The 15,709-nt window shown below is 51.6% G+C and carries 10 protein-coding genes; 8 read left to right on the top strand and 2 right to left on the bottom strand.

Features of this window, described 5'->3' with window-relative positions; all coding sequences use genetic code 11:
* The first annotated feature begins 3 nt into the window (after positions 1–3).
* The 6 genes from recR (at position 4) to K5621_RS07765 (ending at position 7,009) form a co-directional block, all read left to right on the top strand.
* Entirely contained in the window at positions 4–603 is a 600-nt protein-coding gene (gene recR / locus K5621_RS07740) for a recombination mediator RecR (protein ID WP_100142352.1), read from the top strand.
* A gap of 172 nt (positions 604–775) precedes the next feature.
* Complete coding sequence (htpG, locus tag K5621_RS07745) at positions 776–2,689, top strand: molecular chaperone HtpG (protein ID WP_221050848.1); 1,914 nt, start codon at positions 776–778, stop codon at positions 2,687–2,689.
* Between the two features lie 71 nt (positions 2,690–2,760).
* The gene (locus K5621_RS07750; RefSeq protein ID WP_221050849.1) at positions 2,761–3,606 is read left to right on the top strand and encodes a tetratricopeptide repeat protein; all 846 of its coding nucleotides are present in this window, start codon (positions 2,761–2,763) and stop codon (positions 3,604–3,606) included.
* Between the two features lie 187 nt (positions 3,607–3,793).
* Positions 3,794–4,438 carry an adenylate kinase gene (adk, locus tag K5621_RS07755; protein WP_025888745.1) on the top strand — a complete coding sequence of 215 codons (645 nt, stop codon included), beginning with the start codon at positions 3,794–3,796 and terminating at the stop codon, positions 4,436–4,438.
* Positions 4,439–4,550: 112 nt separating this feature from the next.
* A complete protein-coding gene (gene hemH / locus K5621_RS07760; RefSeq protein ID WP_221050850.1) occupies positions 4,551–5,546 on the top strand; it encodes a ferrochelatase in 996 nt (331 codons plus the stop codon).
* Positions 5,547–5,704: 158 nt separating this feature from the next.
* Positions 5,705–7,009 (top strand): inosine/guanosine kinase, encoded by a 1,305-nt coding sequence (locus tag K5621_RS07765; RefSeq protein ID WP_100142356.1) that lies wholly within the window; start codon positions 5,705–5,707, stop codon positions 7,007–7,009.
* 136 nt (positions 7,010–7,145) lie between these two features.
* Here K5621_RS07765 and K5621_RS07770 read toward each other — a convergent pair whose 3' ends face one another.
* On the bottom strand, positions 7,146–8,498 hold the full coding sequence (locus K5621_RS07770) for a dicarboxylate/amino acid:cation symporter (protein WP_221050851.1): 1,353 nt from the start codon (positions 8,496–8,498) through the stop codon (positions 7,146–7,148).
* Positions 8,499–8,718: 220 nt separating this feature from the next.
* Between K5621_RS07770 and K5621_RS07775 the strand changes: the two genes are divergently transcribed.
* Positions 8,719–11,151 (top strand): Ig-like domain-containing protein, encoded by a 2,433-nt coding sequence (locus tag K5621_RS07775; protein WP_221050852.1) that lies wholly within the window; start codon positions 8,719–8,721, stop codon positions 11,149–11,151.
* 140 nt (positions 11,152–11,291) lie between these two features.
* Here K5621_RS07775 and astB read toward each other — a convergent pair whose 3' ends face one another.
* The gene (gene astB / locus K5621_RS07780) at positions 11,292–12,626 is read right to left on the bottom strand and encodes an N-succinylarginine dihydrolase (protein WP_221050853.1); all 1,335 of its coding nucleotides are present in this window, start codon (positions 12,624–12,626) and stop codon (positions 11,292–11,294) included.
* Between the two features lie 335 nt (positions 12,627–12,961).
* Between astB and topA the strand changes: the two genes are divergently transcribed.
* Positions 12,962–15,604, top strand: coding sequence for a type I DNA topoisomerase (gene topA, locus K5621_RS07785; protein WP_221050854.1), 2,643 nt, complete (start codon positions 12,962–12,964; stop codon positions 15,602–15,604).
* Positions 15,605–15,709: the final 105 nt, after the last annotated feature.

Genomic DNA, 15,709 nt, shown 5'->3' on the forward strand with positions numbered 1-15,709 from the left:
CAGATGAAATTCAGCCCATTGGTTGATGAATTGATCCAGTCGCTGCGCTGTTTGCCCGGTGTCGGCCCTAAGTCGGCACAGCGGATGGCGTTTCAACTGCTTGAGCGCGAGCGTAAAGCCGGGCTCAAGTTGGCTGAAGCGTTGGAGCGGGCCATGAAAGAGGTGGGGCATTGTCAGTCTTGCCGCACCTTCACCGAGGAAACGCTTTGTCCCATCTGCGCTAGTCCGCGGCGCGGCAATGCCGATACCATCTGCGTGGTTGAAACGCCGGCCGATGTGTTGGCTATCGAAGCCGGTGGGCATTACAGTGGTCGTTACTTTGTGCTGCTGGGGCATCTATCGCCGCTCGATGGTGTCGGACCTGAGGAGTTGGGACTGGCGCTACTGGAAGAGCATCTGGCCAAAGGTGAGATTGCTGAGCTTATCTTGGCCACCAACCCGACTGTGGAAGGCGATGCTACGGCGCATTTTATTGCCGATATCGCCCATCGCTACCAAGTCAAGGTGAGCCGTATCGCTCATGGGGTTCCGGTAGGCGGTGAGCTGGAATATGTTGACAGCACTACCCTGGCATTGTCGTTCAATGGGCGAATGCCGCTCTGAAGCTAGGTTGAATAAGCCTTCTGTGAATACCGGCCCCGCTTATGCGGGGCTATTTTTTCTACGACTATGATCAGTCTGTCTATTTTTGCCCTTGAATTTGAAAATCGCATCCCCATTTAGTTAAGCAACTCAAGTTGGTTTAACCTATTGCGATAAACAAGGGAAGCTATTCATGTCACATCAAGAAACTCATGGTTTTCAAACTGAAGTCAAACAACTTTTGCATTTGATGATCCACTCTTTGTACTCCAACAAAGAGATTTTCTTGCGTGAATTGGTATCCAATGCCGCCGATGCCGCCGACAAACTGCGTTATCTGGCGCTTACCAACGACGCGCTTTATGAAGGTGATGGTGAGCTCAGGGTACGTATCAGTACCGATAAGGAAAAGGGCACTATTACCATTGAAGACAATGGTATTGGTATGACCCGTGACGGCGTTATCGAGCATCTGGGTACCATTGCCAAGTCTGGCACGTCAGAATTCTTCAAAAACCTCTCCGGCGATGCCGCCAAAGACTCGCAGTTGATTGGCCAGTTCGGTGTGGGTTTCTACTCGGCCTTTATTGTGGCCGACAAGGTAACGGTAAGAACTCGCGCCGCCGGTCACAAGGCCGATGAGGGCGTGCAATGGCAGTCTGCCGGTGAAGGCGACTTTACCGTTGAAGACATAGTCAAAGAAAGCCGCGGTACCGAGATTATTCTGCATCTGCGCGAAGAGGAAAAAGAGTTTGCCGATGACTGGCGTTTGCGCTCTATCATCACCAAGTACTCAGATCATATCTCCATTCCGGTAGAGATGTGGCAGGAAGGTTCGCCCGAGTCCGAAGGCCCTGATGGTGAAAAAATTCCGGCCACCGAAGGTCAATGGCAAGTGATGAACAAGGCCACCGCGCTTTGGACCCGCAACAAGTCTGAGATTTCCGATGAGGAATATCAGGAGTTTTACAAGCATATCTCCCATGACTTCAGCGATCCTCTGCTGTGGAGTCACAACCGGGTCGAAGGTAAGCAGGAATACACCAGCTTGCTTTACATTCCTTCCAAGGCGCCATGGGACCTTTGGAACCGGGATCGCAAGCAGGGTCTGCAACTCTTTGTTCAGCGTGTATTTATCATGGATGACGCCGAGCAGTTTATGCCCTCTTACTTGCGTTTCGTCAAAGGCCTTATCGATTCCAACGATCTGCCGCTGAACGTCTCACGTGAGATACTGCAGGACAACAAGGTGACTCAAGCCATGCGCACGGCCATTACCAAGCGGGTGCTGGGCATGCTGGAGAAACTGGCAAAAGACGACAGCGACAAGTACCAGCAGTTCTGGGCCGAGTTCGGCCAGGTACTGAAAGAAGGCCCGGCAGAAGATTGGAGCAACCGCGAGCGTGTCGCCGGCTTGCTGCGTTTTGCCTCGACCCATAATGACAGCGCGGCGCAAACCGTATCGCTGGACGACTACATCGGCCGCATGAAAGAAGGCCAGAGCAAGATTTACTACATTGTTGCCGACAGCTATGAGGCAGCTGCTCACAGTCCGCATCTGGAACTGCTGCGCAAGAAGGGCATCGAAGTGCTGTTGATGTCTGACCGCATCGACGAGTGGCTCATCAACCATCTGACCGAGTACAAGGAAAAGGCGCTGCACTCTGTGACCCGCGGCGAGCTGGATCTCGGTGAGCTGGAAGATGAGAATGAAAAGGCCGAACAGGAAAAACTGGCGGCCGAGTCCGAGTCTTTGCTCAAGCGTATCAAAGAGGCGCTGGGTGATAAGGTCAAGGATGTACGGGTGACCATGCGTTTGACCGACACTCCAGCCTGTGTGGTGGCCGGTGAAGGTGAGATGTCGAGCCAGATGATCAAGCTGATGCAAGCCGCTGGCCAACAGGTGCCGGAAGTCAAACCAACATTTGAGCTGAACCCGACGCATCCGCTGGTGGCCAGGCTCAATGACGAGACAGACGAAAGCCGCTTTAATGACTGGAGTAACCTGTTGTTGCAACAGGCAATGTTGTCAGAGAAGGGCAGCCTGGCCGACCCATCTGAGTTTATCCGCTTGATGAACCAGATGCTGCTTGCCAACCTTAAGTAAGCCAATCAAAAAAAGGGCCTTTATGGCCCTTTTTTACTCGGGTATCGCCCGACCATCCAACAAGGATTGCTATGGAAACACGTATCGAACTGACCCGCGACAATATTCAACAGGTGGTGGAAGCCTCGAAACAACAGTTGGTCGCGTTGGTCTTCTGGGCCCAGCAGAGCCCGGAGAGTCTGGGGCTACTCGGCACCATGGAAACATTGGCAAACCGTTATCAGGGGCAACTGCTGCTGGCGGCCGTTAATTGTGAAACCGAGATGGAAATCGCCTCCTATTTCCAGATCCAGAGCCTGCCGACCACTTTGTTCCTCAGCCAGGGCCAGCCGGTTGATGGTTTTGCCGGGGTGCAGGACGAGTCGCAAATTCAGGCCATGCTGGATAAACATCTGCCCGCGGCTTGGGAGCTGCAACTCGCTGACGCCAGAGAATTACTCGCAAGAGGCGATGCCGCGGCAGCCCTGGTGCTGTTGAAGGAGGCCTATGGCGAGCACAATGGCGCCGAGGTGGCCTTGCCCTATGCCGACGCTTGCCTGCTAACTGGTGATATTACCGCTGCCAAGAGCCTGCTTGCCGACATTAAGCTTGAAGATCAGGATGCTTATTACGCCAGTTTGCAGGCCAAACTCAAGTTGGCGGAAGAGGCGGCTGATACGCCGGAAATCCGTTCTTTGCAACAAGCGCTTGAAGCGACTCCGGGGGATCTGATTGTACTTGGCAAGCTGGCAACCGCTTTGCATCAGGCGCACCGAGACGAAGAGGCACTGGAGCTGCTTTTTGCCCAACTGCAGCAAGATCTCAACGTTGGAAATGGCGAACTGAAACAACAGTTTCTGACGATACTTTCAGCCCTTGGCCAGGGAAATGCACTGGCGAGTGGCTATCGTCGCAAGCTCTACAGTTTACTCTACTGATAGAGTCAAGCTTGATAGCCCAAGCCACTGCCTGAACGGTTTTGACCGTTTTCAACAGGTCAGAGCTGTGAGGTTTATTTGGCGTTTCTGTGGCTAAAGTCGAAGCCAAAAGCCTTCTCATGGGCGGTCAGATGTGCGAAGATCGCCGCCCTAACAAGAATATCAATGCGAAAAGAGGACTCTTGATATGCGCATTATCCTATTGGGCGCCCCAGGTGCCGGTAAAGGTACCCAGGCCCAGTTCATCATGGAAAAGTATGGCATTCCACAGATCTCAACCGGCGATATGCTGCGTGCTGCCGTTAAGGCCGGTACACCTTTGGGACTGGAAGCCAAGAAAGTGATGGACGCCGGACAATTGGTTTCAGATGAGCTGATCATAGGTCTGGTCAAAGAGCGCATTACTCAGGACGACTGCGCCAAGGGATTCCTGCTGGACGGTTTCCCACGCACTATTCCACAGGCTGATGCCATGGTGGCTAACGGTATCCATGTTGATCACGTGATTGAGATCGATGTACCGGACGAAGAAATCGTCAAGCGCATGAGTGGTCGTCGGGTGCATCCTGGTTCTGGCCGGGTGTACCATGTGGTCTTCAATCCGCCTAAAGAAGAGGGGAAGGATGACGTCACTGGTGAAGAACTGGTTATCCGTCCCGATGATGAAGAGAGCACAGTACGTAAGCGCCTGGGCATCTACCACGAACAAACCAAACCTCTGGTGGATTACTATGGCGCCATGGCTGCCAAGGGTGATACCAAGTACAGCAAGTTCGACGGTACCCAGAGTGTTGCTTCCGTCAGCGAAGCCATTGTGAAGGCGCTGGGCTGATTAATTATCAGAACCGGTTCTCATAATCGAAAAAAGCCCGCTATTGCGGGCTTTTTTTATAATATTAGCGATGTTAACTTGGCGCCATCTCTCTTGAAACAGGAATAAAACAGTGCAGGATCCCCGTCCTCCATTTGGTGTGCTTTTGGTTAATCTGGGTACTCCCGCTGCGCCAACCAAAGCGGCAGTACGTACTTTTTTAAAGCAGTTCCTCAGCGATCAACGTGTGGTGGATCTGTCTCCCTGGCTATGGCAACCCCTGTTGCAAGGGATTATTCTCAACACCCGCCCGGGCAAAGTCGCCAAGTTGTATCAGTCTATCTGGCAAGCAGAAGGCTCGCCGTTAATGGTGGTCAGTAAACAGCAGAGACAAGCCCTAGCGGATTTGCTTCGGGAGCAAACGGGCGTAACCGTTCCCGTTGAGCTGGGGATGAGTTATGGCAGTCCGTCCTTGAATGATGGCCTGACGGCGCTGAAAAATGCCGCTGTGGACAGGGTGCTGGTGTTGCCTCTCTATCCTCAATATTCCTGCTCTACTGTGGCCAGCGTGTTTGACGGTGTTGCCGCAGCACTGAAAATGGAGCGAAATCTGCCTGAACTGAGGTTTGTGCGAGATTATCACGACAAGCCAGGTTATATTCAGGCCCTGGCTGACAGTGTCCGTAGCCATTGGCAGCGAGAAGGGCGGGGGCAAAGACTGCTGATGTCGTTTCATGGGGTGCCTGAGCGCTACATCAAAGAGGGCGATCCTTATCGCAGTCAATGCGAAACCACGGCCAAGTTGTTGGCCGCCGAGCTTGGCCTGGGCGAAGGCGAATGGCAGCTGTGCTTCCAATCCCGCTTTGGCAAGGAACCTTGGTTAACACCCTATACCGATGAACTGCTCGAATCTTTGCCGGGACAAGGGATTACCTCGGTCGATATCATGAGTCCTGCCTTCGCCGCCGATTGTCTGGAAACATTGGAAGAGATAGCTCAAGGGGGCCGCGAAAGCTTCCTTGAAGCCGGTGGGAAACAATATCAATTTATCCCTTGTCTCAATGCACAATCGGCTCATATGCGCTTTCTTGCCGACCTGGTGAAGTTTCACACTAAAAACTGGCACTGAAGCTGCGAACATACACTGGTTTGGCGGTAGATTTGTGATAGAATCTGCCGCCATTTTAAGTGGTCGCTGGCAGCTCCGTCAGCCTGACCTAAGATCATTATCAGGAAAGTGTACTCAGACAGTACGCTACTCAGGGACGATGAAAATGAGAGCCCAATATGAAATTTCCCGGTCAGCGTAAATCTAAACACTATTTCCCGGTCAAAACCCGTGATCCCCTGCTGGCGCAGTTGACCCAGCAGCCACAACCTTTCAGCACCTGGATTTCAGGGATAGATCAGACTTTGGTGGATATTGAAGCCAAGGTTGAAGATGAACTGCTGCAGCGCTACGGTTTACCCAAAGGTAACTCGACTCTGATTGATGATACCAGTGCCCATCAGCTGTATCAGGAGCTTAAAAGTCGTGAGTTGATCAGCGATGAGTTTGCCGGTGGGACTATCGGTAATACCATTCACAACTACTCTATTCTCGCCGATGACAGATCTGTGCTCTTTGGTGTGATGAGCAAGCATATTGAAGTAGGCAGTTACGCCTATCGCTATCTGTGCAATACCTCATCCAAGGTGGATCTCAACTATCTGCAGCCGGTTGAAGGCCCGATAGGTCGCTGCTTTACTCTGATCTCCGATGGCGGTGAGCGCACTTTTGCCATCAGCAAGGGCTCAATGGACAAGTTAAGCCCGGAGTTTATCGATAAAGAAGTGATCCAGGGCAGCTCTGCTTTGGTGTTGACCGCTTATCTGATGCGGGCCAGCGATGGCGATCAGATAGGTGAAGCGGCGCTGACGGCGATTCGCTACGCCCAGGAAGCCGAAGTGCCGGTGGTACTGACCTTGGGAACCCGCTTTCTGATTGCCGAAGATCCCAAGTGGTGGCAGGAGTTTATTCGCCAACATGTGACTGTACTGGCGATGAATGAAGATGAAGGTGAGGCGCTGACTGGATTTGCCGATCCTTTGCTGGCCAGTGAAGCGGCACTTGAATGGTGTGACATGGTGTTGACTACTGCGGGCGCCTCCGGGCTTTACACCGCAGGCTATACCGATGACGCCGAGAAACGCGAGACGGCTCATACACTGCTTCCCGGAGCGATACCTGAATTCAACCGTTATGAGTTTTCCCGCCCTAAATTGAAAAAAGACTGTGATCAGCCCATCAAGGTGTATGCTCATATTTCGCCTTACATGGGTGGTCCGGAGAAAATTCACAATACCAATGGCGCTGGTGATGGCGCCCTGTCTGCTCTCTTGCATGACTTGGCGGCCAACACCTTCCACAAGACCAATGTGCCGGGCTCCAGTAAGCATAAGCGCGATGGCTTGTGTTACTCCTCGTTTTCACAAATCTGTAAGTATGCCAACCGGGTGGCTTACGAGGTGCTGGCGCAGCATAGCCCACGCCTATCAAGAGGTTTGCCCGAGCGGGAAGATAGCCTGGAAGAAGCCTACTGGGAGCGTTAAGAGCGTTATCCATAGGTGGATTCTTAATAGAAGAGGGCGCTCAAATGAGCGCCCTCTTTGTATCTCGTTCCCTTGGAGGTTTGAAAACCAAGCCACAACTGCAGGCTGGCCTTTGTCTCCCAAATAAGGCTAGGCCTTACATGGGAGTGTGGTGTTCCTTATGGAAACTGACATTGGTTTTGCCTGCTTTGGGGTCATTGAAGGTCTCTTCATTGAACTCATTTTCCGACTTGGCGATCACCACGGTTGCGACAGCATCACCAGTGACGTTCACCGCGGTGCGCACCATATCCAGCAATCTATCGACCCCGATAATCAGTGCTATACCATCTACCGGTAGACCTACTTGATTGAGCACCATGGCCAGCATTACCAGGCCTACACCCGGTACCCCGGCCGTGCCGATAGAGGCCAGAGTAGCCGTGACAACTACAGTAATATAGTCGGTAATTGTCAGGTCGATACCGTAAACCTGAGCGATAAATACCGTTGCCACCCCTTGCATGATGGCGGTGCCATCCATATTGATGGTAGCGCCCAAGGGTAAGGTGAACGAGGCTATCTTGTTATCAACGCCCAGGCGATGCTCGGCCGTCTCGATAGTGACCGGCAGAGTAGCGTTGGAACTGGCGGTGCTGAAGGCAAACAGCTGTACGTCGCGCATCTTACGGATAAAGGTGAACGGATTCAGCCCTGACAGCAGATTGAGCAGAATAGGGTAAGTGATAAAAGCATGGACCAGCAGTACGCCCAGAACCACAAAGAAGTAAGCGACCACGCTGCTGAAGGTTTCTACGCCGAGTGTCAGCGCCAGTTTACCCATGAGAGCAAATACCCCGTAAGGCGCTAGATGCATGATCAGGGTGACCACTTTCATGATCACTTCATTGAGGTCCTCAAACAGCGCCGCAACTCGTTTGCCCTTGTCGCCTACATGAGAGATGGCGAAACCGAAGATCACCGCAAAGATGATGATCTGCAGCATATTGCCTTCGCTCATCGCCTGCATTGGGTTGGTGGGCACTATGTTGATCAACACCTCCGCCAAGCTGGGGGCATCCTTGGCTTCAAAACTGTTACCCGCGGTAGACATGCTGCTATGGCCAGGATGGATCATCACTGCCGCCATTATCGACAGTGTCAGGGCAATGGCGGTGGTGAAAAGATAGAAGGCGATGGTTTTGCCACCCAAACGTCCCAGTTTTGAGGGATCACTCAGAGAGCTGGTACCGCATACCAGAGAGATAAATACCAGAGGTACCACCAACATTTTTAAGCTGGAGATAAAGATGGTACCTATGACATTCAGAAAGCCTTCGGTGATGTAATCCTGCACAAAGATGAAATAGGGATCTTGCAGGACTTGAGGTGAATCCAACTCACCCGCGGGGAAAAACGCTCTCAGAATAAGGCCGAATACAATACCGGTGATCATCCCGATAAGGATCTTGCCGGTTAGGCCGAGTTTCTTGAATAGAGTAAGTGCCATAAATTTTCCTGTTTAATTTTTGTACTTTTGTAATTTGGCGCACTAAAGCCTAACAAGAAAGCGCTTCAGAGGAAATGGTATGCTAGTTAAAGTTTGTCGCTAACAATGGCTATATCGGTGCGTTTGTTGTGGAAATGTTTAGTGAAAATTGTGTAATGTTGCTCTATAAGTAATGCGTAAGTATGCATTTAGTATTTATTGAGTAACAGGGAGTCTGACAATGAGGTCAGCGTTTAAGTTTTACTTCACTTTATTAGCTAGTTTTCTTCTATTCGCCTGCGGTGGTGGGGGCAGTATTTCAGATACCGGAGATGGTTCGACGCCGCCAACGGAAACAACAACCGTCACTCTGAATATTTCAGATCCCAATATTTCCGCAGAAAACCCTGCGACCTTGACTGCGACTGTCAGCAATAGCTTAACGGGAGCGTTGGCGGGGCAACTGGTGACTTTTACCCTGAGTAACGAAAACCTGGGCACCTTCAACCCAGCCATAGGCACAGCCCTGACTGATGCAGATGGCAAAGCCGTGATTTCGCTGGCAACGTCCAACATTGCTGGTGCCGGTACCGTTAGCGCTGCAATCAGCTCAGGAGAGTCGGCTTCGGTCGGTTTCACTATGAAAGGTGATGGCGGTCAAGCCGGAGGTGGCGCGCAAGTCACCTTAACTCTTACTGACGTTGATGGTAATACGACAGACAGCATTACCAGCACATCTCCCGGTATTCTTGTTGCCACAGTAACCGGCCTGTCAAAACCTGCCATAGTGACATTCGATGCCTCTTGGGGCGATCTCCCGATAAAAACTGCGATTACGGATGCTAACGGTAAGGCCAGCGTCAGTATTTATGCAGGAAGTACTCCAGGCGCCAGTTCTGCCACCGCCTCGTTGGCTACCGGTGAAAAGGCTGAGCATGTCTTTGTGATCGGTGCTTCAGATGTACAGATGGGGAGTGGTGATCCTTTTGTTTCCGGAAAAGCAGCAGTGAGTGCAGCGACTCTATCGGCGGGGGGTACCGCTACGATTTCCGTAATGTTGCAAGATAGCCAAGGTAAGCCGTTTACTGAACCTGTCGATGTGAGTTTTTCATCAACCTGTTCCAAAAAGACCTCTCCTGAAGCCGTAATTAGTAGCCCTGTAACGGCCATTAATGGCCTGGCGACCAGTACTTATCTGGCCAAAGGATGTGTCGGTGACGATAACATTACGGTTTCTGCCGATGTTGGTGGCAAAAACCTGTCTGCTACCGGGGTTGTGAAAATATTGGCAGCCGACGCCGGAAGCATAGTGTTTGTTGATGCTTCCCCTGAGAATATCGGTATCAAGGGTACAGGTTCGGATGAGTCCTCTATTATTCGCTTTAAGGTGTTGGATACCAATGGTAATGCTGTTGCCAACAAGGCCGTCAGTTTTAGTCTTAATACCGATGTAGGTGGTTTGAGTCTCAACCCGGCAACGGCGACAACTAATAACGAAGGGATAGTACAGACAGTCGTAAATTCGGGCACGGTAGCAACTACCGTTCGGGTGACGGCTGACATAGATGGGACCTCTCCGCTGATCTCCAGTCAGTCCAGTGTTTTGGTTATCTCTACCGGTAAACCGGATCAGGATTCCTTCTCGCTTTCGGCTGAAACCCTCAATGCCGAGGGATGGGATGTAGATGGCACGGCAGTGAAAGTAACTGCTCGTCTGGCCGATGCTTTCAATAACCCGGTTCCTGACGGCACTGCGGTTTACTTTACAACAGAGGGGGGCGCAATTACTCCTTCGTGTACCACCACAGGTGGTGTTTGCTCAGTGACTTGGACCAGCCAGAACGCTCGCCCTGAAGGCCAATTACTGGTCGATAATAGCGGCTCCCGTAACCCCATTGCGGAGCTTTCTGCAACCGGTGGTAACTTCTATGGCCAAAAGTATGGTGGCCGTGCAACCATCACAGCTACAGCCAACGGTGAGGAGTCTTTCCCGGATACCAATGGTAACGGCCGTTTTGACGCATCAGAAGTCGCTGCATTCCAAGGTACTGATGTCAGTGGCCAACCTTATGATCTGGCAGAGGCCTTTGTTGATCACAATGAAGATGGATTGTTCAATCCTCAGCAAGCCGGTGGTGAAACTGGTGGTGAGAATGAGGAACTGATCGACTTCGACAGCGATGGCGTATTTGACTCGGCCGATGGCAAATACAATGGTGTATTGTGCTCTATCCCCGCCCATGACGCTTGTGCCGATGGTATTAGTCATTCTCAATCCATCAACGTTCGTTCCAGCTTGGTGATGGTAATGTCTGGCAGCACGGCTTATGCCACCGACCCAGCCGACATCCGCATTATTGATCGTGACGGCGATAATCTGGGAGGTGACATTGATATCAACGGTAAATCGAGTGCGACAGTCCAGTTCACTATTTCTGACCTGCATAATCAGCAAATGCCATCCGGAAGCGAGGTGATCTTTACGACATCTGCCGGTTCGGTAGCCAGCTCAGAAAGATATACTTGGCCCAGCTCCAATCACAACGGTGGCCGTCAATTCAGCGTAACCTTGAAGGGGGCTGATGAACCAGATTCAGGTTCCTTCATTGTTAAGGTCAAAACTCCCAGTGGTGCAGAAACCGAAGTCGTTAACTTGAAGGTCAATATTTATTGATAGAATCAAGTAACCCAAAAGGCGCCATCGGCGCCTTTTTTATCAAGAGTGTTTGTACATGTCGATTGGCCTATAACGACTTGAAATACGCGCTATCTACAAAAAGACCACTCATTTGAGTGGTCTTTTCACTAAGTTGCTTATCTCTGAAACTGATAGACGCTGCCGAGTTTCATTATCTGGGTCAGTTCATCCAGCGCGGTGCGAGACTCGATTATCAGTTGTGGGTCGGCCAAGTCTGCGGGTAACAAGCGATCGCGGTAGTGTTTGTCCACCCAGGCGTTGAGGCGAGTAAACAGACTATCATCGAGCAGTACATGCTGATTGATGGCTGCCAATTCGGCATCATTCATGGCGACTCGTAGACGTAGGCAAGCCGGGCCACCACCGTTTTGCATGCTTTGTTTTACATCAAAGTATTCAACTTTTTGAATCGGTGTATCCAGAGTCAGCAGTTCATCGAGGTAGGTTTTTACCGCCGGATTCTCGGCACAGTCGGTTGGCGCTATGATGACCATCTTGCCGTCACTCATGCTCAATAGTTGGGTGTTGAACAGGTAGGATTTGACCGCATCCTGAATACTGACTTTGGCCGTCGGCACCTCAATGAAATGGATATCACCTTCCAGCTTGGCCCGGATCTCGGCCAGCTTGGTCTTGGTATCGACAAAGGCCTGCTCGTGATGGAAAAGCACATTGCGGTTACCGACAGCGATCACATCATTATGGAATACGCCTTGATCTATCACCTCGGGATTTTGTTGAATAAAGACAGTGTTATCTTCATCGAGACGATGTAAGCGGGCGATGGCCTGTGAGGCTTCCAGCGTTTGTCTGGCGGGAAACTTCTTCGGTTTTATGGCTTGAGGGTTGGTGGCTTCCTGGCCGTAAACAAAGACTTCGACCCCGGCATGACCATATTCCTGACACAGACGGGTGTGGTTAGCGGCGCCTTCATCCCCAAAACTGCTGTGTTCCGGCAGGTGCTGGTGGTGTACAAAATAGCGACTGTCGCTGAAAATGGCCTTGAGAATGTTGCCAGTGGTTTGCGGCTCGATTGAACGATGCAACTTATCCACCAGGTTGGCCGGAGTAAAGTGAACGCGGCCATCATGGGTATCGGCACTCGGAGATACGGTTGCCGCATTGGCGGTCCACATGCTGGAGGCGCTGCAACAGGCTCTCAGAACTGCAGGTGCCTGCTCGGCCGCCTTTTGCAGCACTTCTTTATCTGTGCCACTGAAGCCTATTCTGCGCAGTGTATGCAGATCGGGGCGTTCCTGCGGCGCCAACATGCCCTGGACCATCCCCATATCGGCCAGCGCCTTGGCTTTTTGCAAGCCCTGCTTGGCCGCGGCCTTGGGGTTGGCGGCTTGGGCAGCATTACTTAGGGAGGCGACATTGCCGAATGACAGGCCAGCATAGTTGTGGGTAGGGCCCACCAATCCGTCAAAATTCGCTTCAAAATGCTTCATTGCGTGTCCTTTTAGAGTATTTGAGGTTGTTATAGGAGCCAATCCTGGCCTTGGACTGGCCTCAGTATACTTGAGCGCCTTGGCTTCTCAAGCTGCTCCGAACCGCAACAAAACGGCTTTTTTGTCACAAATGCATAACTATTACTTGCTTGCCAGTGAATAATGAAATATTAGTTTTTAATTACGCAATATTATTTTATACAAATTTTTAACCATGCTTAAAAATTGAGTCGCCGGTACACATAAAAGAGGGATTAACTTGAAAGTCCGAGGACAACCCTCTATATATGGTGCCAATTTTCACCGTTCCGAGATCGTTTGGCGCAAATCACACTATGGGTAAATCGCTAGTTATTGTCGAATCGCCGGCCAAAGCCAAGACTATTAACAAATATCTTGGTAAAGAATTCATCGTTAAGTCGAGTGTAGGTCACATACGTGACTTGCCGACTTCCTCCTCCTCTGCCGACACTAATGGTAAAGCCAAAAGCGCCGCTGAAGTGCGTAAGATGTCGCCTGAAGAAAAGGCCAAGTACAAGAAGGTGAAAGAGAAAAAGGCTCTGGTCGCCCGTATGGGGGTTGATCCTGAGCACGGCTGGAAAGCCAACTACCAAATTCTGCCTGGCAAGGAGAAGGTGGTAAAAGAACTACAAGCGCTGGCCGATTCTGCCGATGAAATCTATCTCGCGACGGATTTGGATAGAGAAGGGGAAGCGATTGCCTGGCACCTGCAGCAGGTGATTGGCGGCGACAATTCGCGTTATAAGCGGGTGGTGTTCAATGAGATCACCAAGAGCGCCATTCAGGATGCCTTCAGTAAACCCAGTGATCTTGACAACAATATGGTCAATGCTCAGCAGGCTCGGCGATTCCTCGATCGAGTGGTGGGCTTTATGGTTTCGCCACTGCTGTGGAAAAAGGTCGCCAGAGGCCTCTCTGCAGGACGGGTTCAGTCGGTAGCCGTGCGTTTGGTGGTTGAGCGGGAAGCCGAAATCAAAGCCTTCGTGCCGGAAGAGTTCTGGGATCTGCATGCACAATTGGCGACTGCTACAGATGATGCCCTGACCATGCAAGTGGTCAAGCAAAACGGCAAAGCATTTGAGCCGGTCAATGAATCCCAGGCACTGGCCGCGGTGGCCGCACTGCAATCGGCCAGTTATGAGGTAATTGGTCGCGAAGATAAGGCCACTCAAAGTAAGCCCAGCGCTCCCTTTATTACCTCGACACTGCAACAAGCCGCCAGTACCCGTCTCGGTTTTGGAGTGAAGAAGACCATGATGATGGCCCAGCGTCTCTATGAGGCGGGTCATATCACTTATATGCGTACCGACTCTACCAATCTGAGCCAGGAAGCGCTGGATAACGTCAGAACCATGATTGCCAAAGAGTTCGGCGACAAGTACCTGCCGGATGCACCGATTCGTTATGGCAGCAAAGAGGGCGCACAAGAGGCTCACGAAGCGATTCGTCCTTCAGATGTCTCTGTACATGCCGCATCGCTGACCGACATGGAGCGTGACGCTCAGCGGCTCTATGAGCTTATCTGGCGCCAGTTTGTTGCCTGTCAGATGACTCCGGCTCAATATGATGCCACCAGACTCACGGTTAAAGCAGGTGAGTTTGAGCTTAAGGCCAGTGGTCGTACCCTGAAATTTGATGGTTGGACCCGGGTACAATCTGCCGTCAAGCGCAAGAATGAAGAAGAAGTCACTCTGCCATATCTGGCCGAAGGCGATAAGCTGGATCTGAAACAACTGGATCCTAAACAGCACTTTACCAAGCCTCCGGCGCGTTACAGCGAAGCCTCTCTGGTTAAAGAATTGGAAAAGCGCGGCATAGGTCGTCCTTCCACTTATGCGACTATTATTTCTACCATCCAAGACCGTGGTTATGTGAAGGTGGAAAACCGCCGTTTCTACGCCGAGAAGATGGGTGAAATTGTCAGTGAACGTCTGGTGGAAAACTTCTCCAACCTGATGAACTACGACTTTACCGCCGGAATGGAGCAGACCCTGGATAACGTTGCTCAGGGACAACTCGACTGGAAACAGGTGCTTGATGGCTTCTACAAAGACTTCACCAAGCAGTTGCAACATGCCGAGCTGCCACCGGAAGAGGGCGGTATGCGCCCCAACCAGATGGTGCTGACAGACATAGCCTGTCCTACTTGTGGGCGCCAAATGGGGATCCGTACCGGTACTACAGGCGTGTTCCTGGGATGTTCCGGCTATGAGCTGCCCCCCAAAGAGCGTTGCAAGACCACGCTGAACCTGACCCCGGGTGAAGAAGCGATAAGTGAAGGTGAAGATGCCGAAACCGAGGCACTCAGAGCCAAGCACCGCTGTGGCATCTGCGGCACCGCCATGGATAGCTACCTGTTGGATGAAACTCGCAAGCTGCATGTTTGTGGTAACAATCCTGCTTGTCCTGGATATGAAGTCGAGAAGGGACAGTTCAAGCTTAAAGGCTACGAAGGCCCTGTGATAGAGTGCGATCGCTGCGGCAGTGATATGGAGCTGAAGAACGGCCGTTTCGGTAAGTACTTTGGCTGCACCAACAGCGAGTGCAAGAACACCCGTAAACTGCTCAAGAATGGCGAAGTGGCGCCACCTAAGGAAGATCCTATTCCCTTGCCTGAGCTCAAGTGCAGTAAATCAGACGCTCATTTTGTGTTGCGTGATGGGGCTTCGGGTATTTTCCTGGCTGCCAGTACTTTCCCAAGGTCCCGAGAGACCCGTGCACCATTGGTCTCTGAGTTGGTGGAGTATCGCGAGTTGCTGTGGCCCAAGTATCAGTTCCTGGCCGATGCGCCGGTGAAAGATGATGAAGGCAACCCGGCGCTGGTGAAGTTCAGTCGCAAGACTAAAGAGCAGTATGTGGCCAGCGAAGTTGACGGCAAGGCAACCGGCTGGGTCGCTCATTTCCGCGATGGCAAGTGGTTTGCTGAAAACACCAAGAAAAAGAAAGCCAAGAGCTAAGCTTTAAGCCAAGACTTGAGTTAAGAAAGCCCTGCTGTTGTAGGGCTTTCTTGTATCTGGCTGCCTGGGTTTGGCCTTTATTGGCAGTTATTTGTACGTGCTTGG

Origin of the sequence: Shewanella carassii (assembly GCF_019670705.1) — a bacterium.
In the GTDB taxonomy this organism is placed as follows: Bacteria; Pseudomonadota; Gammaproteobacteria; order Enterobacterales; family Shewanellaceae; genus Shewanella; species Shewanella carassii.